General features: G+C 64.7%; 23 protein-coding genes and 1 pseudogene. 8 read left to right on the plus strand and 16 right to left on the minus strand.

All coding sequences use genetic code 11. The features are described 5' to 3' along the window. Positions 1-4: 4 nt before the first annotated feature. The 4 genes and pseudogenes from FGU64_RS09285 to FGU64_RS09300 form a co-directional block, all read left to right on the plus strand. Positions 5-1180, plus strand: a pseudogene (locus FGU64_RS09285) (ABC transporter substrate-binding protein); the annotation flags it as partial. A 306-nt stretch (positions 1181-1486) separates the two neighbouring features. Next, on the plus strand, positions 1487-2413 hold the full coding sequence (locus tag FGU64_RS09290; RefSeq protein WP_246671274.1) for a sugar ABC transporter permease: 927 nt from the start codon (positions 1487-1489) through the stop codon (positions 2411-2413). Continuing rightward, on the plus strand, positions 2410-3291 hold the full coding sequence (locus FGU64_RS09295; protein WP_139952744.1) for a carbohydrate ABC transporter permease: 882 nt from the start codon (positions 2410-2412) through the stop codon (positions 3289-3291). Before FGU64_RS09290 ends, FGU64_RS09295 begins: the two co-directional genes overlap by 4 nt. Positions 3292-3295: 4 nt before the next feature. Next, positions 3296-4411 carry an ABC transporter ATP-binding protein gene (locus FGU64_RS09300; RefSeq protein WP_136356397.1) on the plus strand — a complete coding sequence of 372 codons (1116 nt, stop codon included), beginning with the start codon at positions 3296-3298 and terminating at the stop codon, positions 4409-4411. Between the two features lie 23 nt (positions 4412-4434). On the opposite strand, the gene FGU64_RS09305 is transcribed toward FGU64_RS09300, so the two are convergent. From FGU64_RS09305 to FGU64_RS09320, 4 genes are all read right to left on the minus strand, one after another. After that, positions 4435-5280, minus strand: coding sequence for an EamA family transporter (locus FGU64_RS09305; RefSeq protein WP_139952747.1), 846 nt, complete (start codon positions 5278-5280; stop codon positions 4435-4437). A 190-nt stretch (positions 5281-5470) separates the two neighbouring features. Further along, positions 5471-6562, minus strand: coding sequence for a nickel/cobalt transporter (locus FGU64_RS09310; protein ID WP_139952749.1), 1092 nt, complete (start codon positions 6560-6562; stop codon positions 5471-5473). A gap of 25 nt (positions 6563-6587) precedes the next feature. After that, a complete protein-coding gene (locus FGU64_RS09315; RefSeq protein WP_246671337.1) occupies positions 6588-7223 on the minus strand; it encodes a DUF1007 family protein in 636 nt (211 codons plus the stop codon). A 103-nt stretch (positions 7224-7326) separates the two neighbouring features. Further along, positions 7327-8226, minus strand: coding sequence for a LysR family transcriptional regulator (locus FGU64_RS09320; RefSeq protein ID WP_136356405.1), 900 nt, complete (start codon positions 8224-8226; stop codon positions 7327-7329). A gap of 116 nt (positions 8227-8342) precedes the next feature. Between FGU64_RS09320 and FGU64_RS23725 the strand changes: the two genes are divergently transcribed. The 3 genes from FGU64_RS23725 (at position 8343) to FGU64_RS09330 (ending at position 10786) form a co-directional block, all read left to right on the plus strand. Continuing rightward, a complete protein-coding gene (locus FGU64_RS23725; protein WP_281405295.1) occupies positions 8343-8471 on the plus strand; it encodes a hypothetical protein in 129 nt (42 codons plus the stop codon). Positions 8472-8933: 462 nt separating this feature from the next. Continuing rightward, positions 8934-10067 (plus strand): ornithine/lysine decarboxylase, encoded by a 1134-nt coding sequence (odc2, locus tag FGU64_RS09325; RefSeq protein ID WP_139952755.1) that lies wholly within the window; start codon positions 8934-8936, stop codon positions 10065-10067. A gap of 146 nt (positions 10068-10213) precedes the next feature. Continuing rightward, positions 10214-10786: an N-acetyltransferase gene (locus tag FGU64_RS09330; RefSeq protein WP_139952757.1), complete on the plus strand. Its 573-nt coding sequence runs from the start codon at positions 10214-10216 to the stop codon at positions 10784-10786. Between the two features lie 73 nt (positions 10787-10859). Here the strand turns inward: FGU64_RS09330 and FGU64_RS09335 are convergent, their stop codons facing one another. Beyond that, positions 10860-11144, minus strand: a complete 285-nt coding sequence (locus FGU64_RS09335) for an SCP2 sterol-binding domain-containing protein (RefSeq protein ID WP_139952761.1) — start codon at positions 11142-11144, stop codon at positions 10860-10862. A 249-nt stretch (positions 11145-11393) separates the two neighbouring features. On the opposite strand from FGU64_RS09335, the gene FGU64_RS09340 reads away from it, so the two are divergent. Then, positions 11394-12074 (plus strand): 50S ribosomal protein L11 methyltransferase, encoded by a 681-nt coding sequence (locus FGU64_RS09340; protein ID WP_139952764.1) that lies wholly within the window; start codon positions 11394-11396, stop codon positions 12072-12074. Between the two features lie 32 nt (positions 12075-12106). Here FGU64_RS09340 and FGU64_RS09345 read toward each other — a convergent pair whose 3' ends face one another. From FGU64_RS09345 to FGU64_RS09395, 11 genes are all read right to left on the minus strand, one after another. Continuing rightward, positions 12107-13171 (minus strand): ABC transporter ATP-binding protein, encoded by a 1065-nt coding sequence (locus FGU64_RS09345; RefSeq protein WP_139952767.1) that lies wholly within the window; start codon positions 13169-13171, stop codon positions 12107-12109. Positions 13172-13187: 16 nt separating this feature from the next. Next, positions 13188-13979, minus strand: a complete 792-nt coding sequence (locus FGU64_RS09350; RefSeq protein WP_139952770.1) for an ABC transporter permease — start codon at positions 13977-13979, stop codon at positions 13188-13190. Beyond that, positions 13976-14884 carry an ABC transporter permease subunit gene (locus tag FGU64_RS09355; RefSeq protein WP_139952773.1) on the minus strand — a complete coding sequence of 303 codons (909 nt, stop codon included), beginning with the start codon at positions 14882-14884 and terminating at the stop codon, positions 13976-13978. The genes FGU64_RS09350 and FGU64_RS09355 overlap by 4 nt, the downstream gene beginning before the upstream one ends. A 63-nt stretch (positions 14885-14947) precedes the next feature. After that, complete coding sequence (locus FGU64_RS09360) at positions 14948-16048, minus strand: ABC transporter substrate-binding protein (protein ID WP_139952775.1); 1101 nt, start codon at positions 16046-16048, stop codon at positions 14948-14950. Between the two features lie 242 nt (positions 16049-16290). Then, a complete protein-coding gene (locus FGU64_RS09365; protein WP_139952778.1) occupies positions 16291-17457 on the minus strand; it encodes an iron-containing alcohol dehydrogenase in 1167 nt (388 codons plus the stop codon). Positions 17458-17476: 19 nt separating this feature from the next. Continuing rightward, positions 17477-18865: an aldehyde dehydrogenase family protein gene (locus FGU64_RS09370; RefSeq protein WP_139952781.1), complete on the minus strand. Its 1389-nt coding sequence runs from the start codon at positions 18863-18865 to the stop codon at positions 17477-17479. A gap of 174 nt (positions 18866-19039) precedes the next feature. Further along, complete coding sequence (locus FGU64_RS09375) at positions 19040-20410, minus strand: glutamine synthetase family protein (protein WP_139952784.1); 1371 nt, start codon at positions 20408-20410, stop codon at positions 19040-19042. A gap of 89 nt (positions 20411-20499) precedes the next feature. Then, positions 20500-21564, minus strand: a complete 1065-nt coding sequence (locus FGU64_RS09380; protein ID WP_139952787.1) for a TRAP transporter substrate-binding protein — start codon at positions 21562-21564, stop codon at positions 20500-20502. A 125-nt stretch (positions 21565-21689) separates the two neighbouring features. After that, positions 21690-23015, minus strand: coding sequence for a TRAP transporter large permease subunit (locus FGU64_RS09385; RefSeq protein ID WP_139952790.1), 1326 nt, complete (start codon positions 23013-23015; stop codon positions 21690-21692). Then, a complete protein-coding gene (locus tag FGU64_RS09390; protein ID WP_136356432.1) occupies positions 23012-23524 on the minus strand; it encodes a TRAP transporter small permease subunit in 513 nt (170 codons plus the stop codon). Before FGU64_RS09390 ends, FGU64_RS09385 begins: the two co-directional genes overlap by 4 nt. A 12-nt stretch (positions 23525-23536) precedes the next feature. Beyond that, complete coding sequence (locus FGU64_RS09395; RefSeq protein WP_246671338.1) at positions 23537-24307, minus strand: N-formylglutamate amidohydrolase; 771 nt, start codon at positions 24305-24307, stop codon at positions 23537-23539. Between the last annotated feature and the right edge of the window lie 32 nt (positions 24308-24339).

Consider the following 24339-nt stretch of genomic DNA (forward strand, 5'->3'; position numbering starts at 1 on the left):
CGGTTCGGTCGAAGTGCTGCACTGGTGGACGTCCGGCGGCGAAGCCGCCGCGCTCGACGTGCTCAAGAAGAAGCTCGAGAGCCAGGGCATCACCTGGAAGGACATGCCGGTTGCCGGCGGCGGCGGCGAGCAGGCGATGACGGCGTTGCGCGCCCGCGTCACCGCCGGCGATCCGCCGACGGCCGTGCAGGCGCTCGGCTTCGACATCACCGATTGGGCCAAGCAGGGCGTCGTCGGCGACCTCGGCGAAGTGGCCGACAAGGAAGGCTGGGACAAGGTGATCCCGACCGCGCTCCAGAACTTCGCCAAGTACGACGGCAAATGGATCGCAGCCCCCGTCAACGTCCACTCCACCAACTGGGTGTGGATCTCCAAGAAGGCGCTCGACGCGGCCGGCGGCAAGGAGCCGACCAACTGGGACGAATTCGTCGCCATGCTGGACAAGATGAAGGCCAACGGCATCACGCCGCTCGCCCATGGCGGCCAGGCCTGGCAGGACGCCACCCTCTTCGACGCCGTCGTCCTGGGGCTAGGCACCGACTTCTACAAGGCCGCCTTCATCGACCTCGACCCGGCCGCGCTCGGCGGCGACAAGATGGTCGAGGCCTTCGACCGCATGAAGAAGCTGCGTTCCTATGTCGACGACGACTTCTCCGGCCGCGACTGGAACCTCGCTTCGGCGATGGTCATCCAGGGCAAGGCCGGAGCGCAGATGATGGGCGACTGGGCCAAGGGCGAGTTCCTCAAGGCTGGCCAGAAGCCGGGCACCGACTTCGTCTGCATCCGCTTCCCCGGCACCCAGGGCGCCGTCACCTTCAACTCCGACATGTTCATGATGTTCAAGGTCGGCGACGACAAGAAGGCGGCCCAGCTCCAGATGGCGTCCGACATCGAGAGCCCCGACTTCCAGTCGTCCTTCAACGTGGTCAAGGGCTCGGTGCCGGCGCGCACCGACGTTCCCGACACCGCCTTCGACGATTGCGGCAAGAAGGGCATCAAGGACCTGGCCGAGGCCAACTCCAGCGGCAAGCTCTTCGGCTCGATGGCCCACGGCTACGCGGTGCCCGCCGCGATCAAGAACGCCATCTACGACGTGGTGACGCGCCACTTCAACGGCGACGTCGACTCCAAGGAAGCCGCCAAGGAGCTGGTCGACGCGGTGGCCGCGGCCAAGGGGTGAGCCACCAGTTTGCGCAGCAAGTCCATCGTGCCGACGGCACGATGGAAGGCGGCGAACGCCGGAGAGTTGCGAAGCAGCGGGGCCTCGGCAGATCACGCCGGCACTGCCCCTCACCCTTACCCTCTCCCCGTGAACGGGGAGAGGGGGATTACCAGTGTTGCCGCTTGTCTCTTCTCCCGTTCACGGGGAGGTGAGGAGCGGTCTGCGAAGTGGACGAAAAGCCAACTGCTTGGCTTTTCAAGAGACGAACGCCAGTAGGCGGATGAGGGCAGCGCTGCCTTTCGTCAGGTTTCAGGAACCCGGGCCATGACCCAGACACAAGCCGAGATCGCGCCGGTCCTTGCAAGGACCCGCCGCGCGCCGCGGGAGACGCTGCAGGAACTCCTGCCGAAAATCGTGCTGGCGCCGAGCTTCGCGCTGATCCTCGTCTTCGTCTACGGCTTCATCGTCTTCACCGGCTTCCTCTCCTTCTCGGGCTCGAAGCTGCTGCCCGACTTCTCCACCTGGGTGGGCTTCGACAACTATGTGCGCCTGTTCAGGCACCCGAACTGGATCGTCTCACTCAAGAACCTCGCCATCTTCTCGGTTCTCTACATCGTCATCTGCTCGGTGATCGGACTGGCGCTGGCGATCTTCCTCGACCAGAAAATCCGCGGCGAAGGGCTTCTGCGGCCGATCTACCTCTATCCGATGGCGCTCTCTTTCATCGTCACCGGCGTCGCCTGGAAATGGTTCCTCGATCCTGGCATCGGGCTGGAACATGCCATGCACGAGCTCGGCTGGGAGAGCTTTTCCTTCCGCTGGATCAAGCAGGGCGACATGGCCATCTACACCATCGTCATCGCCGCCATCTGGCAATCGTCCGGCTTCGTCATGGCGATGTTCCTCGCCGGCCTGCGCGGCGTCGACAACGAGATCATCAAGGCGGCCCAGATCGACGGCGCCTCGACGCTCACCATCTATCGCCGCATCATCATACCGCTGATGCGGCCGGTGTTTCTGTCCGCCTTCGTCGTGCTCGCCCACCTTGCCATCAAGTCCTACGACCTCGTGGTCGCCATGACCGACGGCGGCCCCGGCACCGCCACATGGACCCCTGCCCTGTTCATGACCAAGTTCACCTTCGGCCGCAACGAGATGGGCATGGGCGCAGCCTCGGCCATCATCATGCTGATGATGATCTTCGCCATCATCGTCCCCTATCTCTATTCGGAACTGGGACAGAAGAAATGAGCGCCGCTTCCCAGGACGTCGCCACCCGCAACGGCGTTTTCGCCCGCGCCGCGATCTACGCGATCCTCATCCTTTTCGCGGTCTATTATCTTCTGCCGCTCTACGTCATGCTGGCGAACTCGCTGAAGCCGCTGGACGAGATCCGCCAGGGCAACATGCTGGCGCTGCCGCATCAGTGGACCATCGCGCCCTGGCTGTCGGCGTGGTCGACGGCACAGATCGGCGTCTCGCCGACCGGCCTCAAACCCTATTTCCTCAATTCGGTGATGATGGTGGTGCCGGCAGTGGCGATCTCCACCATCCTCGGCGCGCTGAACGGCTACGTGCTGACCAAATGGCGCTTCCGCGGCGACACCATCGTCTTCGGCATGATGCTGCTCGCCTGTTTCATCCCCTTCCAGATCGTGCTGATCCCGTCCGCCCGTATCCTCGGCCTGTTGCATCTGGCCGGCACGGTGCCCGGCCTGATCCTGATCCATGCCATCTACGGGCTCGGCTTCACCACCCTGTTCTTCCGCAACTACTACGAGGCGTTCCCGACCGAGCTGGTCCGCGCCGCCCAGATCGACGGCGCCTCCTTCTTCCAGATATTCCGGCGCATCCTGTTGCCGTCCTCGGGGCCGATCATCGTCGTCACCGTCATCTGGCAGTTTACCAACATCTGGAACGACTTCCTGTTCGGCTCCTCCTTCTCCAGCGTCGATTCCATCCCGCTGACGGTGGCGCTGAACAATCTGGTGAACTCGTCCACCGGCGTGAAGGAATACAACGTCCATTTCGCCGGCGCGATCCTCGCCGCTCTTCCGACCCTCATCGTCTACATCGTCTCCGGACGCTATTTCGTGCGTGGCCTGATGGCCGGCGCGGTGAAAGGCTGAGCCCATGCCCTTCCTCGAAATCGACAATCTCCAAAAATCCTACGGGACGGCGAAGATCCTGAAAAACGTCTCGCTGGAAATCGAGGAAGGCGGCTTCCTCGTGCTGGTCGGGCCTTCCGGCTGCGGCAAGTCCACGCTTCTCAACACCATTGCAGGGCTGGAGCCGATCACCGGCGGGGAAATCCGCATCAACGGCCAGCGCGTCAACGAACTGCACCCGTCGAAGCGCGACATCGCCATGGTGTTCCAGTCCTACGCGCTCTACCCCAACATGACGGTGGCCGAGAACATCGGTTTCGGCATGGAAATCCGCGGTGTGCCGAAGCCGGAGCGAGACAAGGCCATCGCCGAAGTGGCGCAGCTTCTCCAGATCGGCCACCTGCTCGACCGCAAGCCGAGCCAGCTTTCCGGCGGCCAGCGCCAGCGCGTCGCCATGGGCCGGGCGCTGGTGCGCAAGCCGCAGGTCTTCCTGTTCGACGAACCGCTGTCCAATCTCGACGCCAAATTGCGCATCGACATGCGCACCGAGATCAAGCGGCTGCACCAGCGCATGGGAACCACCATCGTCTACGTCACCCACGACCAGATCGAGGCGATGACGCTGGCGACCAAGATCGCCGTTCTGAAGGACGGCATCCTCCAGCAGTTCGGCAGCCCGGCCGAAATCTACAACAACCCGGCCAACATGTTCGTCGCCGACTTCATGGGCTCGCCCGCCATGAACCTGATCCCGGCGACCGTCGCCATGAACGGCAAGGGCCTGCAGGTCGTCATGGAGCGGGAGGCGCGCGAGCCGATCAAGCTGCCGATCGCCCATGCGCCGGCCGGTCTCGGCGCCTTCCAGGGCAAGAAGGTGATGTTCGGCGTACGCCCCGAGGCCTTGACCGATCCGGAAGGCGCCGACCGCGACGCCAAGGCGGTGGCGACGGCGGACTGCCACATCGAGGTGGTGGAACCTGCCGGCTCCGACACCTTCGCCGTCACCAACCTCGGCGGCAAGGCGGTGGTCGCTCGCCTGCGCGCCGACGCCCATATCCAGCCCGGCTCGAATGCGCCGCTGGCCTTCAATCTGTCCAAGGCCGTGTTCTTCGACCCGGCGACGGAGGACCGTATCGTCTGAAGCGGCGCAGCCGGACGGAGGCTCTATCCCATCCGAAGCGCGATGACGCCGGCGACGATCGACAGCGCCGCCGCCCCCCGCCAGCCGGTCATCTTCTCGCCGAGCGCGAGGACCGAAATCAGCATGGCGAACAGGATCGAGGTTTCGCGCAGCGAGGCGACCGAGGCGATCGGCGCCCTGGTCATCGCCCACATGGCGATGGCGTAGGCCGCCGCGCTCAGGAAGCCGGCGACGATGCCGCTGCCCCACTCGGCGGCGGTGGCGGCGAGCAATTTGCGGCCGCGATAGAAGACACCGATCGCGATGGCGCATAAGCCGTCGCAGACGAACAGCCACGCCGCATAGCTTGCCGCAGTTGCGGCGAGACGCACGCCGCTGCCGTCGACCAGCGTATAGCCGGCGATGCACAAGGAGGTGGTGAGCGCATAGCCGACCGCCGCGCGGTTAAGCGTCGCCAGATGGCCGCCGCCACGCAGCGACATCAGCAATGTTCCAAGCGACAGCAGCAGGATGCCGACCACCGCCAGGCCGCTCGGCACTTCCGACAGCAGGAAGACGCCGCCGATGGCCGTGATCAGCGGCGCGGTGCCGCGCGCCAGCGGATAGGTCTGGGCGAGATCGCCATGGTCGTAGGCGCGGATGAGGAACAGGCGGTAGCCGATGTGGATGATGACCGAGGCGACGATCCACGGCCAGACATTGGCCGTCGGCACGTCGACGAAAGGCAGGACCGGCGCCGCCGACAGCGTCATGCCGAGCGACGTCAGCGTGATCGAGGCGAAGCGGTCGCTGCGTACCTTAACCAGAGCGTTCCAGGTGGCGTGCATGGCAGCGGCGGCGAGCACGGCGAGGAAGACGAAGGGCGTCAAGGTGCGACGCCCTGCCAGACCGGCGACGCACCGCCGGAGCCGTTCGGGATTTGACCGCTGGTGCGCTTCATCTGCTTAACCGGCTCATTTTCCAGTGCCGGCGTAGCCGTTCATCCAGACGGTTGCAATGTGCGCGGCGGGCGGCTGGCTTGGACCACGGGGATGCCGATATGCGGCGTCGAGCCTGCCCCTACGCCGCCAGGCTGGCCGACAGAAGCGTCAGGCCGAACAGGAAGACGAGCGCCGCGCCGCCGATTTCTATGATCGCATGCACCCGGTTGCCGAGGCGACCGTCGCCGGCGAACCACACCGCCCAGTCCTTCGCCGTTACCGCCAGCGTGGCGAGGATCGCCACGGTGATCGCGGTGCCGACAGACATGGCGAGCACCGAAAGGATACCGCCCGTCCACAGGCCGTTGAGGAAGGCGAAGGACAGCACGATCAGCGCGCCCGAGCAGGGCCGGATGCCGACCGCGACCACCGCGGAGCAGGCGGTGCGCCAGTCGAAGCGGTCGCCCGAAAGCATCGCCGGGTCCGGCGCGTGGCTGTGGCCGCAATCGGCGCAGACGGTGCCCAGCGCATGATCCTGCCCGCAGTCGAATGCCAAGGCCGGGCTGGCGTCCGGATGATTCAGCCGCGCGCGGACCATGCCGCGCCCGGCAGTCGTCCCGCCGGCAAGCGCCGGCCCGGCCTGGGCCGCCGACAGGCTGTAGGCCGGCGCCGTCCCGAACAGCCGTACCACCAGCGGGCGAAGCTTTCGCCACAAAAGCCAGGCGCCGAAGGCGGTAACGAAGACGTAGCTGGCGATCTCCAGGAACCATGCCGCATCCGTCATCGAGACCGCCGTGCCGCGCAGCGCGAAGAACGCCAGCAGCATCACCGCGATCGCCGTGATCGCCTGCAGGAAGGCGGAGATGAAGGAGAGCAGGATGCCACGCCTCAGCGCCACCTCGTTGGCCACCATGTAGGAGGAAATGACCGCCTTGCCGTGGCCGGGGCCGGCGGCGTGGAAGATGCCGTAGAGGAAGGACAGGCCGATCAGCACCCACAGCTTCGAGCCGTCCTGCCGCATCGCTTTCATGGCGCCGGCAAGCGCCCGGTAGAATTCCTGCTGCTTCAGGTTGATCCAGGCAAGCTGGTGGGCGAACAGGCCGGTGGTGGCCGGCATGGCGTCGTTGGTGCCGATGCCGAGCGAGCTTTGCGCATGGGCGACGCCCGCCAGATGCAGAGCCAAGGCAGCCGCAGCCAGCGCCACCCCGGCATGCACTATTCCCCGCCTCATCGGCCTTGCCCTCTTGGCTTGCCCCTCATGGCTTGCAGGTCAGCTCCAGCTTCGTTGCAAAAATCTTCGACATGTCGGTGCCGGTCGGATCGTTGAAGAAGGCCTCGGTCAGCGTCTTCTGGTTCTGCGCGATGGCCGTGTCGGGATCGGGGCGGATCACCTTGCGCGTGCAGGTCGACGGCAGGCCCTCGACAGCCATGTTGGCGTCCTCGGTGAAGTCGATGGCCGTATAGAAGGTCGGGTCGTAGACGCCGAAATCGATGGTGCCGGCAAGCTTGATCGGCGTCGCCGGCTCGGATTCGAACAGCACGATCAACTGGTCGTTGTCGAAATTGGTCATCACCTGCGACGGCGCGTTCATATGCACATCCTTGCCGTCGACGGTGACGAGCTGGAAATAGTCGTATTCGGCCAGTGAGGAAAAGATGGTGTCGGCGACATCCTTCAGTTCCGCATCGTCTAGCTTCAGGTCGGAATTCTTGTCGAACTGCATCAGCACCGTACTCGAAAACAGTTCGTCGAACCGCCAAAGGTGGCGCAACGCTTTCACGCTTTGGTGATCGGCGCTGAGCACGACGTCGAGACGCGCCTCGGCGAAGACGTGCGGATGCGCACTCGCCGAACCAACTGCCGCAAGCAGCGCGGCCAGCGCGCCGATCATGCGCTGAAGGGACGTGGTTGCGATCATTCCTGCTCCCGGGTGGACTGCGCCGAAAGTCGTGACAAAACGGGCGAAATTGGGACCGCGACGAGACGGCGCGGCGTCATGCCGCCTCGCGCGCCTTGAACCACTGGGCGAGGAAATCGACGAAGACGCGCACCTTGGCCGGCAGGTAGCGGCGATGCGGATAGACGGCGAAGATACCGCCGCCCTGCAGGATGCGGTCGTCCAGCACCGGCACCAGCCGGCCGCTCATGATCTCGGGCTGGGCGATGAAATCGGGCAGCACCGAAAAGCCGAGCCCGGCGACGGCCGCGGCGCGCGCCGCCATCGGACTGTTGACCTCGATCGGCCCGGAAACGGCGACGCTGGTGGTGTCGTTGTCATCGCCACGGAACGGCCAGTTGGCCAACCAGCGGCCATTGGTGTCGATGATGCAGGGCGCACGAGCCAGATCACGCGGATGCGCCGGCATGCCGTGCCTGGCGATCAGTTCCGGCGCACCGCAGATGCGCACCGAGAACGGCGCCAGCCGCCGCGCGATCAGCGACGAATTCTCCAGCCGCGAGATGCGCACGGCGAGGTCGAAGCCCTCCTCGACCAGGTCGACGAAACGGTCGTCGAGATGGATTTCCAGCACGATGTCGGGATACTGCTTGGCGAAATCGACCAGCGACTGGCCAACCGGCGCGTCGGCGAAGGTGCGCGGCGCCGAAAGCTTGATCCGGCCGCGCACGTCGCCCGACGATTCGCGCACCGCGTCGGCGAGGCTGTCCACCTCGCGCACGATCTCCGAGGCGCGGCGATAGTAGGTGTGGCCGGCTTCCGTCAGCGAGAACTGGCGCGTCGTGCGGTTGAGCAGCAGCGCGCCGAGTTCGTCCTCCAGTTCGCGCACATATTTCGACAGCAACGCCTTGGAACGGCCGATCTTGCGCGCGGCGGCGGAAAAGCCTTCCGCCTCGACCACGTCGATGAAGGCGCGCATGCGGGTGAGCGTGTCCATGCGAATCAGATCCTTGCTGCAACGAAGTGATGACGCGACCGCGCAGTAATCGACGAGCCGGCGGTCCCCGCAACCGCCCAAAACCCCTCGGATCGAGAAATCACCAAGGAAATCAAATGCGTGTCTCTATTCCGGCGAAACCGCAAGCTGGTTTTTCGCCGCGTTTCCGTTCGCCATTCGAATACAATCGCCGCAAGATTGTTCGCTATCGCGATTTTTTCAACCCGTCGGGAGATTTTAATTGATTGTGAAGGGCGATCTCCCTATATCGCCGCTTGCCCAAAGTCGCACGTGCCTGTGGGCGTCCCCCGACCCTCGAAATGGCGAGGCAATCGGGACGGTACCCGGGAAGTAACGAGCCCGGTCGGATGAGCGGCCAACCGCATATCCGAGGACGCCTTGAAGCAACGACGGTGCGGGCCTTTCTGGTGTTCTGCCGGTCGTCCATAGACCGGGGTTACTGAAGAGGCACACCTTCATTGCCGGCAGTGCGGTTGGGATTTCCCATCCAAGCCAAGGCAGACAAAGCGGATCGTGGCCGGGCGGCCAAGGTCCATCGCCGCGGGACGGCGAAGCGCGGATCCGGCGTCTCCACCGGCCGGTCCCGCGAGAAACCATCCCGCCTTTGTTTGACCCGCGTGTCGCGAGGGCTGCGTGCCCGCGCACGCAGCTTGATGACGCGCCGGCAGGCGCGACGGGAGTGACCGATGGCAACCCAGCGTATCCTCGATTTCCTCGCCACCCGACGTCCCAGCGGCCCGTGCCTCGTGGTCGACCTCGACGTCGTGCGCGACAATTTCCATGCTTTCCGCAAGGCCCTGCCGGAATCGAAGATCTACTACGCGGTGAAGGCCAATCCCGCGCCGGAGATCCTGCGCCTGCTCGCCTCGCTCGGCTCGTCCTTCGACACCGCTTCGGTCGCCGAGATCGAGATGGCGCTGGACGCCGGCGCGCCGGCCGAGCGCATCAGCTACGGCAACACCATCAAGAAGGAGCGCGACGTCGCCCGCGCCTACGAGCTCGGCATCCGCCTGTTCGCGGTCGATTGCGTGGAAGAGGTCGAGAAGGTGGCGCGCGCCGCCCCCGGCAGCCGTGTCTTCTGCCGCGTGCTGACTGACGGCGAAGGCGCCGAATGGCCGCTGTCGCGCAAGTTCGGCTGCGTGCCGGCGATGGCCGTGGACGTGCTGCGCCATGCCGCCAGCCTCGGGCTGGACGCCTACGGCGTGTCCTTCCACGTCGGCTCGCAACAGACGGACCTCGACGCCTGGGACCGTGCGCTGGCCGACGCCAGGCAGGTCTTCTCGACACTCGCCGACGAAGGCATCGTGCTTCGCATGGTCAACATGGGCGGCGGTTTCCCGACCCGCTACCTGAAGGACGTGCCGGCAGCTCAGGCTTACGGCGAGGCGATCTTCGGCGCGCTGTCGAAGCATTTCGGCAACCGCATTCCCGAGACGATCATCGAGCCGGGCCGCGGCATGGTCGGCAATGCCGGCGTCATCAAGTCGGAAGTCGTGCTGATCTCGAAGAAGGCAGACAACGACAACGTGCGCTGGGTCTATCTCGACATCGGCAAGTTCGGCGGCCTCGCCGAGACGATGGACGAGGCGATCCGCTACCCGATCGTCACCGGCCGCGACGCCGACGCCAAGGCGCCTTGCGTGCTTGCCGGCCCGACCTGCGATTCGGCCGACGTGATGTACGAGAAGACGCCCTACCCGCTGCCTCTGTCGCTCACCATCGGCGACGAGGTGCTGATCGAGGGCACCGGCGCCTACACCACCACCTATTCGGCGGTGGCCTTCAACGGCTTCGAGCCGCTCCGATCCTACGTGATCTGAAGACTCACGTCTTCAGATCACCCGGCAGGGCGACGTCTTTGGTCGCGCATGATCTTACCTCGGCCTTTGGCCTCGGATACATGCGCCGGCCGCCGCCCTCCGGTTCGCTTGTGGAAGAAAACCTCCGCTCGTGAAGGATCACGGACATGGAATTTGCAGAAATCCTATCGGCCGCCCAACCGGCCTTCATCATCACCGCCGAGACCGCCGCCGACATTGCGGCGCGCGAGGCGCTGCTCGATCGCGCCATGGGACCGGGGCGGAAGAAGAAGTCGTCGGAAAAGCTGCGGCGCGGCCGCCGGCCGTCCGAAGGGTTCGCCTTCGTCGCGCGCGATGCGGCCGGCGCGATCGTCGGCACGGTCAGGCTGTGGGATGTCAGGCTTGGCGAAAGTGGACCAAAGGCCCTTCTCCTCGGCCCGCTTGCCGTCGAGCCGTCGTTGAAGAGCGCCGGCATCGGCTCGGCGCTGATGCGCCATGCCATCACGGAGGCGGCGCGGCTCGGCCACAAGGCCATCCTGCTGGTGGGTGATGCCCCCTACTACGGCCGTTTCGGTTTCTCGGCCGACAGGACCGGCAGCCTGGCCATGCCCGGCCCCTATGAGCGCCATCGGCTGCTGGCGCTGGAACTGTCGCCCGGCGCGCTGGACGGTGCACATGGCACCATCCGCGCTGCCGGGAGGAAAACGGCGAAGACGGCCCGCATCCAACTGGCCGCTTGAGATCGACGCATCCCAAACAAAAAGGCGCAGCGGTCCGGCCGCTGCGCCTTTTTGAATCGAACAGGCGTGCGGTTCAGCCGATCAGCTGGCTGAGCGCCATGGCGACCGACATGTCGCCCTCGATCTTCAGCTTGCCGGTCATGAACGCCATGGTCGGGTTGAGGTCCCCTGCGATCAGCGATTCCAGGTCGTCCAGCGAAAGCTTGATGGTGCAGTCGGCCGGGCCGTCGGTGGTGGAGACGGTCGCGCCTTCGATGACGATGACGCCGTCGGCGCCGGTATCGAACTTCACCGACCGGTCGAAGCCGGCGCTGGCGACCTGCGCCTTGAGTCTGTCTGCAATATCCTGAACGCCCATGCTGGGACTCCTCGTCTCTTGCGCTGTCATGCGCGTTGCGGTTCGCCGGACTTTGCCGATCCGGCCGGACATGGCAATCCCTTTTGCCGCGTCGTTGGTCACTTCTCGTATAGATCAAAATTGACGTTAACGTCAACGTAATTGAGGGACGACGAAGTGGAAGAAAGCCCGGCTGCCGCCCGATCTTGCAAGCGCGGCAGCCCAACCGGCCGCTGCGCCGGGCGCCAAAACTTCTGCTATAAGGCGCCGATGCCTCTCACCCCGCATCGCGTCGATCCGTCGGGCTTCATTGTCGCGAACCTTCCGCTGGCGGCGGTGCCGTTCGTCCCGGAAATCCGCCTGCATATGGCGACGCCGGCAAGCGGCCTGCGCCGCATGCTGGAGGCCACGGGTGCGCCGGGCTCGCCCTATTGGGCCTATCCGTGGGCCGGCGGTGCCGTGCTTGCCCGCTTCACCATCGACCGGCCGCAAACCGTCGCCGGCCGGCGCGTAATCGATCTCGGCACCGGCTCCGGCCTTGTCGCCATCGCCGCGGCCAAGGCCGGCGCCGCAAGCGTCATCGCAGCCGATACCGATCCGAACGCCCTCGCCGCCCTTTGCCTCAACGCCGCGGCGAACGGCGTCAAGGTGGAGAGGTGGGCGCACGACGTCATCGACGGCCCTGCGCCGGACGTGGACATGGTGCTGGCCGGTGACGTCTTCTACGAAACAGGACTCGCCGCGCGCGCCACCACCTTCCTCGACCGCTGTCTGGATGCGGGCGCTACGGCGTTGGTGGGCGATCCCGGCCGCGCTCCCCTGCCCCGCCACAGGCTGCGCCTGCTCGCCGAATACGCGGTGGCCGATTTCGGCGCTGCCGCGCAAGGCGGGGAGAAGCCTGCCTTCGTCTTCGCCTTCCAGGCCGACACACCGAGCAGCCGGGAAGCATAACATGGCTTCCCATCGATCTGGCGGCCAAGCCCTCAGTGCAGGACCAGCACGTCTCCGGACGAAAAGCTGATCTCGGTCTTGTCGCCGACGACAGGCGGTGGGGTCGAGGAGTTGTTGAAGGTGTCGAGCGAAATCTGCTTGCCGCCGACGCCGACGCGCACCCGGATGACGGAGCCGAGGAAATGCACGTCGGCGATCTCGCCGGTGAGTTTGCTGTCGTGGCCGGGGCGTGCGCCCAGTGCAATCGCCTCGGGCCGGAGCGCCAACGACAGCGTGTCGCCGGTCCTGGAGCCGTCGAGCTTGCCCTTCAGCGCCACGTCCTGGCTGGCGACACGCACCGTGCCGGCGGAGGCGTCGGTAACGGTCCCTTCCAGTACGTTCAGCGTGCCGACGAAATTGGCGACGAACTTGGTCGCCGGCCGGTTGTAGATCTCGAACGGCGCACCGACCTGCTCGGCCTTGCCGCCATACATGACGGCGATGCGGTCGGAGATCGACAGCGCCTCCTCCTGGTCGTGCGTGACGAAGATGGTGGTGATGCCGAGCTCTTTCTGGATGGAGCGGATTTCCTCGCGCAGCGACACGCGCACCTTGGCGTCGAGCGCCGACAGCGGCTCGTCGAGCAGCAGCAGTTTCGGCTTCGGCGCCAGGGCACGCGCCAGCGCGATGCGTTGCTGCTGGCCCCCGGAGAGCTGGTAGGGATAGCGGTCGGCCATCTGCGGCAGGCTGATGAGGGCCAGCATCTCGGCCACGCGCTTGTCGATATCGGCCCTTGAGGCACCGGCGACCCTGAGGCCGAAACCGATGTTCTGGGCAACCGTCAGGTTCGGGAACAGCGCGTAGGCCTGGAACACCATGCCGATGTTGCGCTGGTTGGGGCGCAGCCGGGTGATGTCCTTGCCGCCGACGAGGATATGCCCGGCGCTCGGCTCCTCGAAGCCGGCCACCATCCTCAGCACCGTGGTCTTGCCGCAGCCGGACGGCCCGAGGAAAGAGACAAATTCGCCCGCTTCGACATCCAGATTGAAGTCGTGCACGACCTTGGTCGCCCCGAAGGATTTCTCGACATGCTGGATCGAAAGAAACGGATCGGCCATCGAACTCTCTCTCAACTCAGTGCAACTGTTCGGGCGGCTTCGGCGCGAAGCGCGACACCACCTGGATCAGCGCCATGCAGCCCCAGGTGATGAGGAAGGCGATGACGGCGAGCGCCGCCGGCTCGTAAGCCCGGTTGGCACCGAGCAACTGCATGTAGGGGCCGAAGGCGGGGCGGCTCAAAAGTGCCGCCATGACGAATTCACCGATGACGATGGCGAAGGTCAGGAAAGCGCCCGACAGCACCGCCACAGCGACATTGGGCAGGATGACGCGCGCAAGGATGGTCACCCATCCCGCGCCCAGGCTCTGCGCGGCCTCCGTCAGCGTGGCGACGTCGATGGCCCTGAGGCCCGTATCGACGGCGCGATACATATAGGGCAGCGCCAGCACCACGTAGCCGAACATCAGAAGCACGTTGGTTCCCATCGCCGAACCGGTCAGCGGCAGCCACGACGACGTGTTGTAGAGCCGGATGTAGCCGAAGACGATGACGATCGGCGGGATGACCAGCGGCAGCAGCGTCATGAATTCCATGAACGGCCGCCAGTGCGGCAGCTTCAACCGGACCCAGTAGGCGGTCGGCACCACAAGCAACACGCCGACGGCAATGGTGGCCAGCGCCATCAGCACCGAATACATGAACGTCTGCTGGAAGCGCGGGTCGCTGAGCACGACGGCATAGGCGTCGAGGCTGTAGGCGGCGCGCCGCATCTTCAGGGAAAACTCGAACGTACCGATGAGCGGCAGGGCGAAATAGGCAATCGCCAGCGCGACGAACAGCCAAGACCAGATGCGGTTGGTCCTCATTTGATCCACCGTTCGCTGCGCGCCCTCAGCCAGATATAGATGCCGTTGGCGATGCCGGTGACGACGATCATGCCGAACGCCAGCGCATAGCCCAGATGCGGGTCCTGCAGCACGTCGCCACGGATCTGTGCGAACAGAAGGATGGGCACGATCGACAGCGAGCTTCCCGTCAGCGCATAGGCGGTGGCGACCGCGCCGAAGGAATTGGCAAACAGCAGCGCGAAGGTGCCAAGCAGGCTCGGCCACAGGATCGGAAAGGCCACGATACGCCAGTACTGGAAGCCGGAAGCGCCCAGTATGGCGGCCGCCTCACGCCATTCGCGGCGCATGCCGTCGAGCGCCGGCGTGATGATGAGGATGGCGAGCGGTATCTGGAAGAAAAGGTAGGTCAGCGTCAGGCCACCGAAACTGAGCAGGTTGAAGCCGAGGCCATAGATGTTGATGCCGAACCAGTCGCGCAGGATCAACGTCACCAGCCCAAGCCTTCCGAAGGTGGCCAGGAAGGCGAAGGCCAGCGGCACGCCGGCGAAATTGGAGGCGACTCCGGAAAACGTCAGCAGGGGCGAACGGATCCAGCCGGGCAGGCCGCCGAGGACGAACGCCCAGGCGACGAGAAAGCCGAAGCCGCAGCCGAGCAGCGCGGAAGCGAGGCTGATGCGGATCGATATCCAGTAGGCCGAAAGGATCGACGGCTGGAACAGGTTCGCGATGTTGGCGAGGGTGAACCCGCCGTCATTGGTCTGGAAGCTGCCGACGACGATCTTCATCGTCGGCAGGATCAGGAACAGCAGCGCGAACAGGAGAAACGGCATGACGCCGAGCCATGCGAACGACATCCGCCGTCCGCTGCCCGACGCGTATGCGACCGGGGCCGGGCTTGTCGTTTCGCTCGTCGATGAAGTCATCCGCCGCCGTTTCATTCACACGGATGCGGCACCGCGCCGGCGCCGCACCCGTTTCTTGCCGGATTACTGGACGTTGGCGCCCACGACGCTGTCCCAGCCACCGGTGACCGCGTTCTTGTTGGCGTCCTGCTCCTCGAGCGAGGGGAAGATCGCCTGCTTGTAGAGGTCGGCCGCCGGCAGCTTGTCGAGGATTTCCTGCGGCACCTTGCCGTCCGCGACCAGCTTGTTGAAGCGCGCCGGGTGGCAGTAGCCCTTCAGGAAGCCGAGTTGGCCTTCGTCGGAGTAGATGTATTCCATCCATAGCTTGGCGGCGTTCGGGTGTGGCGCATAGGCGCTGATCGCCTGCGCATAGACGCCGGCCAGGACGCCGGACTTCGGCACCACAACCTCGACCGGCGGGTTGCCGTTCAGCGTGTCGCGGTCGGCCAGCGCGTTGTAGTCCCAGCGAATGACGATCGGCGTCGTGCCCTGCGCCAACGACGCGGCCTTGCCGATGACGGGCACGAAATTGCCGGCGTCGTTGAGCTTCTTGAAGAAGTCCAGGCCGGCCTGTGGCGCCTTGGCGGCATCGCCGCCGGAAGTGGCCAGGCCAGCCGCATAGACCGACAGGATCGCCTGGTTGGCGGCGCGCGGGTCACCCGCCAGGGCGACGCTGTTGGCGTATTCGGGCTTCAGGAGGTCCGCCCAGTCCTGCGGCACGTTCTTGACGATGTCCTTGTTCACCTCGAAGGACAGCACGCCATAATAGCCGCCGTACCAGTGGCCTTCCGGGTCCTTGTTCTCGATCTCGTCGAAGGTCTCGACCTTGTAGGGCAGGAAGAGACCTTCCTTGGTCGCCGCCGGGCCGAACGCCAGGCCGACGTCGACCATGTCGGGAGCCTGTGGGCCCTTGTTGTCCTTGTTGGCCTTGATCGCCTCGATCTCGTCGGCAGAGCCGGCGTCGGGGTTGAGTTCGTTGAGCTTGATTTCCGGATACTTGGCCTTGAAGCCGTTCAGGATTCCTTCCCATCCGCACCAGTCGTGCGGCAGGGCGATCGGCGAAAACATGCCTTCGGCCTTGGCCGCGGCGATGAGTTCTGCCGACGGTTCGGCGTAGGAAATGGCGGTGGTCGCCAGGAAAGCGACGGCTGAAAGGGAAAGGATCTTCCCTGTTACTCTCGACATTGTATTCCCTCCATTGAACTGGCGCTGTTGGACGCCTGCGATCCGGTATTGCCGTTGCATGACAGTCCGATGAAGAAGGGACCGCCCCGCGCCCAGAAAGACGAAAAGTTAACTACTTTTGCCAGGCGCCTGCAATCGGCGCCCCTTTCATTTCCCGGCTAATCTTTTCCTCCTTCCCCTCGTGGCTTTTCAGGGCTGCGGCCGCCGAAACCGACGGGCGCAGAAACCCGGCGGCGCCCGGCCTATCCGTTCAGGGCGCTCTCCAGCAGCGACAGCGCCGCCTTCTTGGTCAGCTTGACCGGATTGCCGCCGGCGGTCGGATCGACCACCGCCATGTCGGCGATCAGCGTCTTGCGCTTCTTGTCCATCTCCAGCCCCTTGATGAGGCCGGGCAGCGCCTGCGGCACCTTGAGTTCCTTGCGCAGCTTCATCACCGCCTTGGCGAAACCGTCGAAGCCGCCCTTGATGCCGCAATAGGCGGCGAGCCGGTCGATCTTGCTCTCCACCGCATCGCGGTTGAAGGCCAGAACATAAGGCATGAAGACTGCGTTGGTCATGCCGTGATGGGTGTCGTAGAGCGCGCCTATCGGATGCGACAGCGAGTGGATGGCGCCGAGCCCCTTCTGGAAGGCGGTGGCGCCCATCGCGGCGGCCGACATCATGTGGGCGCGAGCGACGAGGTCCTTGCCGTTGGCGAAGGCCTTCGGCAGGTTCTCGAACACCAGGCGGATGCCTTCCACGGCGATGCCGTCGGCCATTGGATGATAGCCCGGCGCGCAATAGGCTTCGAGGCAATGCGCCAGCGCGTCCATGCCGGTGCCGGCGGTGATGAAGGCCGGCATGCCGACCGACAGTTCCGGGTCGGCGATGACGATCTCGGGCAGCATCTTCGGATGGAAGATCACCTTCTTGGTGTGGCTAGCCTCATGCGTAATGACACCGGCGCGGCCGACTTCCGAGCCGGTTCCGGCGGTGGTCGGCACGGCGACGATCGGCACGATCTTCGTCGCGTCGGCACGCGTCCACCAGTCGCCGATATCCTCGAAGTCCCACACCGGCCGCGTCTGCCCGGCCTGGAAGGCGATCAGCTTGCCGAGGTCGAGCGCCGAGCCGCCGCCGAAGGCGATGACGCCGTCATGCTTGCCTTTCCTGAACACCTCGATGCCGGCGGTGAGGTTGGATTCCACCGGGTTCGGCTTGACGTCGGAAAAGACGCCGTAGGGGATTTTCGCGTCGTCGAGGATCTTCAGCGTCGAAGCCACGACCGGCAGTTTCGCCAGTCCCGGATCGGTTACGAACAGCGGCCGCTTGATGCCGGTGGCGGCCAGCGCGTCGGGCAATTCCTTGATGCGGCCGGCGCCAAAGCGGACGGTGGTCGGGTAGTTCCATTTGGAGACGAGGGTGGTCATTTCTTTTGCTTTCGGAAGATCAGATGGTTTCGCGCAGGTGATAGCTCTTCGGCCGGGTCAGGTTGTCGTAGCCGATCTGGCTGAGCCCCGCGCCCTTGCCGGTGTCTTTCACGCCGGTCCAGACCAGCGCCGGGTCGAGATAGTCGCAGCGGTTCATGAACACGGTGCCGGTCTCGACGCGGTCGCCGATGGCGACGGCATGATCGGTGTCGCGCGTCCAGATCGAGGCCGTCAGGCCATAGGGAGAATCGTTCATCAGCGCGATGGCCTCCTCGTCGTTGCGCACCTTCATGATGCCGACGATCGGGCCGAAACTCTCCTCGCGCATCACCGACATCTGGTGGTCGACATTGGTCAGCACTTCCGGCGCGATATAGGGCGAGCCGGCGACGTCGTTGTCGATCTTCATGTTGATATGCGCGGCTGCCCCCTTGCGCAGGGCTTCGGCCTTCTGCTCACGGATCAGGTCGGCGAACCGCGCCTGCGCCATCGGCCCCATGGTGGTCGCCTGGTCCAGCGGGTTGCCGACGACATAGTTCTTCGTCTCGGCGATGAAGCCGTGGACGAAATCGTCATAGACCTTCTCGTGCACGTAGACGCGCTCGATGCCGCAGCAGCACTGGCCGGAGTTGAAGAAGGCGCCGTCGACGAGGTTGGCGATGGCGTGGTCGAGCTTGGCATCGGGCAGGACGTAGGCCGGGTCCTTGCCGCCGAGTTCCAGCCCGAGCGTCATGAAGGTGCCAGCCGCCGCCTTTTCGATGGCGCGCCCGCCGGCGACCGAGCCGGTGAAGTTGACGTGGTCGATTTTTCCGCTGCCGAGCAGCTTCTCCGTCTGCGCGTGGTTGAGCACCACGTTCTGGAACACACCCTTGGGCAGGCCGGCTTTCTCGAACGCCTGGGCGAAGCGCTCGCCGACCAGCAGCGTCTGCGCGGCGTGTTTCAGGATCACGGTGGAGCCCGCCATCAGCGCCGGCACGATGGTGTTGACGGCCGTGAGATACGGATAGTTCCACGGCGCGATGACCATGACGACGCCGAGCGGGTCCTTCTTCACATAGCGGCGGAAGCCGTCCTTCGGGTTCGATGCAGGCACCGGCGCCAGCGCCTTCTCGGCGATCTCGACCATATACTGGGTGCGTTCCTTGACGCCGCCGAACTCGCCACCGTAGCGCACCGGCCGGCCCATCTGCCAGGCGATCTCCGGCACGATCTCGTCGGTCATGGCAACCAGCGCCTCCAGCATGGCGAGCATGTACTGGCCGCGCTTGGCGATCGGCACCTGCGCCCAGTCGGCCTGCGCGGCTCGCGCCTTTTCCACGGCGGCATTGACCTGCTGGTCTGTCGCGACCGGTCGTTCGGCATAGATCGAACCGTCGACGGGGGATTTGAGTTTGATGGTTTCCAAGATAACCGACTCCAGTTCAAGATTCCGTTCGTCCGTAGTGCGTCCTTCGAGGCTCGCTTCGCTCGCACCTCAGGATGAGGACCGTTTGTGCGGGGCCTGCGAAAGTGAAGTCGGGCAAACCACCTCCCTCATCCTGAGGTGCGAGCGAAGCGAGCCTCGAAGGACGCACCACATTCGTCAATACCGCTCGAAGCCGCGATGCAGTTCCCAGTCGGTGATGCGGCGGTCGTATTCCATCTGCTCCCAGCGCGCATTGTGGACATAATGCTCGACCACGTCTTCGCCGAGTGCCGCCTTCATCATCTTCGATTTGGCGAAGGCCTCGGTGGCGTCGCGCAGCGTCTTGGGGATTTCCGGCAGCCTTGCGGCCTGGTAGGCGTCGCCGACGAACGGCTTCTGCAGTTCCAGCTTCTCGTCGATGCCGGCCAGCCCCGCCGCGATCAGCGCCGCGAAAGCCAGATAGGGGTTCAAATCCGCGCCGCCGATGCGGCACTCCATGCGGATGCCCTTGGTGCCCTCGCCGCAGAGCCGGAAACCGGCGGTGCGGTTGTCTTCGCTCCACATGATCTTGGTCGGTGCGAAGGTGCCGGACTGGAAGCGCTTGTAGGAGTTGATGTAAGGCGCCAGAAGCAGCGTGAATTCCTTGGCATACTTCAGTTGCCCGGCGCTCCACTGCTGCCCGAGCTTCGACAGTGTCCAGGGCTGGCTCTTGTCGAAGAACAGCGGCGTCTTGCCATCCTTGCTCCACAGCGAGTTATGGATGTGGCTGGAATTGCCGGCCAGCCCGTAATTGTACTTGGCCATGAAGGAGACGGCCTTGCCCTCGGCGTCGGCGATCTCCTTGGCGCCGTTCTTGAGGACGGTGTGGCGATCCGCCATGTCGAGCGCTTCGGCATAGCGCACGTTGATCTCTTCCTGCCCCGGCCCCCATTCGCCCTTCGAGTTCTCGATGGGAATGCCGGCCGCCTGCATGTCGTTGCGCAGGCGGCGCATATAGCCTTCTTCCTTGGTGGTGATGCCGATCAGGTAGTCGCCGATATAGGGCGAGGCGGTTTCAAGGTTCTGCCAGTGCTTGGCGCGCGCTGACTGATAGGTTTCCGAGAACAGGTAGAATTCCAGCTCGGACGCGAAATAGCCCATGTAGCCGCGCTCGGTCAGCCGAGCGATCTGCTTCTTGAGGATGGCGCGCGGCGAATGCGGCAGGTCGCCATGGGTGTGGTGGTCGAGAAGATCGCACAGCACCATCGCCGTCTTTTCCAGCCACGGCACCGACCTCAGCGTGGCGAGGTCCGGCTTGACGACGAAATCGCCGTAACCTTTCTGCCAGGAGGCAGCCTTGTAGCCGGGCACCGGCTCCATATCGATGTCGTTGGCGAGCAGGTAGTTGCAGCCATGCGTCTCGTCATGGGCGGAATCGACGAAATACTGCGCCAGGAAGCGCTTGCCGATGAGTCGTCCCTGCATGTCGACGGCACAGGCCAGAACCGTGTCGATCTCTCCCGCCGACACTGCCTTCTTCAACTGATCGAACGAGAGATTTCCGGCCATTCTTTTCGCACTCCGCCCCTTTGGGCCTGAATTTCAAACGATGCCCGGCCGCCGGAATGGCGGCCGGACGGGTAATCAATATCCCGCTCTCACGCGTAGCGGTAGGGCGGTCCGGCTTTGACCATCGACTGGTTGTACTTCTTGATGATCTCGACGACCTTGGCCGAACGCGGGCTCTGGCCGGCCACTTCGTCCCAGAACTTCGAGGCTTCGTCCTCGACCTGCTTCCAGTCGGATTCGGGGATCGAGGTGAGTTCCAGCTTGCCCTCGTTGCGGTACTTGGCCTCACCCGCCCAGTACCAGTGCTGGCGATAGTAGTGCGAGGTGTCGATGGACATCATGAAGAGCTGCTGGAGATGCTCCGGCACCGCCTTCCACTTCTCGGTGTTGACGAAGTAGGAGCCGGCCCAGGCGCCCGACAGCGGGTTGGTCAGGAAGTACTTCAGCACGTCGGCCCAGCCGACGGTGTGCATCTCGGTGATGCCGCACCAGCAAACGCCGTCCAGCTCGCCCGTCTGGATCGCCGGCTCGACGTCCTCGTAAGGTAGCGACACCGGCACGACGCCGAATTTCGACAGGAACTGGCCGCCGGTCGGGAAGGTGTAGACACGCAGGCCTTTCAGGTCCGCCACAGACTTGATCGGCTTGGTGGTGCCGAAGTTGCACGGATCCCACGCGCCGGTCGACAGCCAGGTGACGCCGGGGATTTCGGCATAGGCCTCCTCCCAGACTTCCTTCAGCCCGTGCCAGTGCCACAGCGCCGGCACGTCGAGCGAATAGCGCGAGGCGAGCGGGAAGTACGCGCCGAACACCTTGACGTCCACCGGGGCCGCGGCCGAGTCGTCGTCGCTCTGCGCGGCGTCGATGGTGCCCGACTGCACGGCGCGGAACAGTTCGCCCTGCGGCACCAGCTGGTCGGCCGTGTACATCTCGATTTCCATCTCGCCATGCGCGGCCTTGTTGAAGGCGTCGACGCCGACCTTGCACACATGCTCGGCCAGTGCCGGGCCTGCATAGGTCTGCAGGCGCCATTTGATCGGAGCCTGCGCCTTCACGTAGGGCGTCGCCAGCGCGGTCGCGCCGACAGCGCCGGCGCCCGTCAGGATGGATTTGCGCAGGAAATCGCGTTTGTTGATCGTGCTTTTCTCGGTCATCTCACAAGTCTCCCATCAGTCGATATTGGATTTCGAATGGAGGCGGGATGCCCGCCCCCCGGCACGTCTGTCTGTTCTCCATCGTCCCCCTTCTTATGATTTTTCACCGTGTCTGCGTTCGTTCCCTACCGCCCCGAAAAGTATTCGGGCAGCCACATCGCGATCTGCGGAAAGATCATGATCAGGATCAGCGACAGCACCATCAGGAAGAAGAACGGCACGATGGACCTGTAGATGTCCATCAGCGAAACCTCGGGCGGCGCCATCGCCCGCATCAGGAACAGGTTGTAGCCGAAGGGCGGCGTTATGTACGCGATCTGGCAGGTGATGGTGTAGAGGATGCCGAACCAGACCGGGTTGAAGCCGAGGCTTTTCACCAGCGGGATGTAGAGCGGGGCGACGATGACCAGCATGGCGGTATCATCGAGGAACATGCCCATGACGATGAAGGACAGCAGCATCAGGCTGAGAACCGTCCACGGCGAGAATTCCCAGGTGTCGATGAGCAGCGTCTTGACCGCCTTGACCGCACCGAGCCCGTCATAGACCGACGAGAAGCAAAGCGCGCCGAGGATAATCCACATGAACATGCACGAGATGCCCAGCGTGTTGCGCGTCGAATCCTCGAACACTTTCCTGTTCAGGTTGCCGGCCCACCACGCAGCGGCCGTGGCGAGCAGCGCGCCCACCGCCGAGCTTTCGACGAGGCTGGTCGTGCCCGACATGAACAGGCCCATCATGATGAAGAAGATGGCGAGCGGCAGGATGCCCTGCCTGAGCAACTGGAACTTCTCCGCGCGCGTGATCTGCGCGCGCTCCTCCGCCGGCAGCGCCGGACCGATGTCGGGCTGCACCAAACAGCGGATATAGACATAGGCACCGAAGATCACCGCCATCAGAAAGCCTGGCCCGACGCCCGCCAGCCACAGGTCGAGCACAGGCTGGCGCGCGATCATGGCGTAGAGCACCAGAACCACGCTCGGCGGAATGAGGATGCCGAGCGACGATCCGGCCTGGATGACGCCGGTCACCATCACCTTGTCGTAGCCGTGGCGCAGAAGCTGCGGCAGCGCGATGGTGGCGCCGATCGCCATGCCTGCCACCGACAGCCCGTTCAGCGCCGCGATCAGCACCATCAGCCCGATGGTGCCCAGCGCCAGGCCGCCACGCACCGGTCCGAACCAGACATGGAACATGCGGTAGAGGCCGGTGGCTATGCCGGATTCCGACAGCATGTAACCCATGAAGATGAAGAACGGCACGGTGATCAGCGGATACCAGTTCAGCACCTGGAAGGAGGCGTTGAACGGCATCTCGAAAGCGCCCTCGCCCCACAGCCAAAGGGCAGCCGCCGAACCGACGAAGCCGATCACGCCGAAGACGCGCTGCCCGGTGAACAAAAGCACCATCATGGTGCCGAACATGAAGAGCGTGATGAATTCCGAACTCATGCGATCGGCTTCCCGCGTGCGATGGCGACGTCTTTGATGAAGGTTGAGATGAGCTGAAGCAGCATCAGGAAAATGCCGGCGGTCATGATGACCTTGATCGGCCACAGCGGCGGCGCCCAGGCGGTATAGTTCTTCTGACCGTAGACGATCGCGTAGTTTGTGCTCGAAATGCCGCCCCCGAGCAGTACGCACAGATAGAAGATGACGAACAGGATGGTGACGGCATCGAGGATGGCCCGCTTGCGTGCCGCGAGCTGGCCGTAGAACAGATCCATGCGCACATGCTGGTCGAGTTGCAGAGCGTAGGCGCCGCCGAGAAGGTAATAGGCCGACAGGATGAACTGCGACATCTCCAGCGCCCAGTTTATCGGAACGCCGAGCACCAGACGCGAGGCCGTGGAGGCGAGCAGGATCGCGCCCATGGCGAAGAACAGATACATGGCGACGCGGCCGACGCGGTAGTTCAATGCGTCGACATTTCGGACAAAGAGAACGGCGGCTTTCGGCACGGTCTTTCCTGTCTATCGATGGCTGACGGTTTCGTTGGCGGCTTGCCCGCCGGCGAGACGGATCGGAGCAAGGGCCTGCGCCAGCAGGCCCGCCCACTTCGCCTGCTCCGCTCCCGTGGCGATCTCGTCGTTGCGGATCTCGATCATCGCGCACGGCAGAGCGCGCGGACGCGCATGCGCCTCGAGCGTGAAATAGACCCGGTCGGCCGGCGAATAGGGCTGGTTGACGCCGACCGTCAGGCCGCCCTGCCCTTGCAGGGCAGCGATCAGCGGCGCGGCGAGGCGCGTGTCGTCGTCATGGATGATGCCGATCTGCCAGGGGCGCTGCACCCCCTTGTAGATTGGCGTGAAGGAATGCACCGAAATCAGCCAGGCCTCGCGTCCGCGCGCCAGCCTGTCTTCCACCACCGCCTCGACGGCATCGTGGAAAGGACGCCAGCAGCGCGCCACGCGCGCCTCGCGCTCCGCCTCCGACAGCTTCGCATTGCCGGGGATCGCGGTCGTCTCGCTGACCGGCGGTATCAGGTCCGGCGCGTCGAGCGGCCGGTTGCAGTCGAGCACCAGACGCGAAATGCAGGTCTCCACCAGCGTCGCGTCCAGCGCTTCGGCGAGAAGGCGGGCTACGGGCAGCGCGCCGGGGTCCCAGGCGATGTGGCGCGATAACTCCGCCTCGGCCAGGCCCAGCGTGCCGAATTCCGGCGGCAGGAAGTTGGAAGCATGGTCGCAGGTGAAGACGAAGCGCCCGGCACCGTGGGGGTTCGTCACCCGCACGGACTGCGACATCGCAAGATCGTCCAGCCGCCCTGTCCTGCCCA

Source organism: Mesorhizobium sp. 8, from assembly GCF_006351905.1.
Taxonomy (GTDB): Bacteria; Pseudomonadota; Alphaproteobacteria; order Rhizobiales; family Rhizobiaceae; genus Mesorhizobium; species Mesorhizobium composti.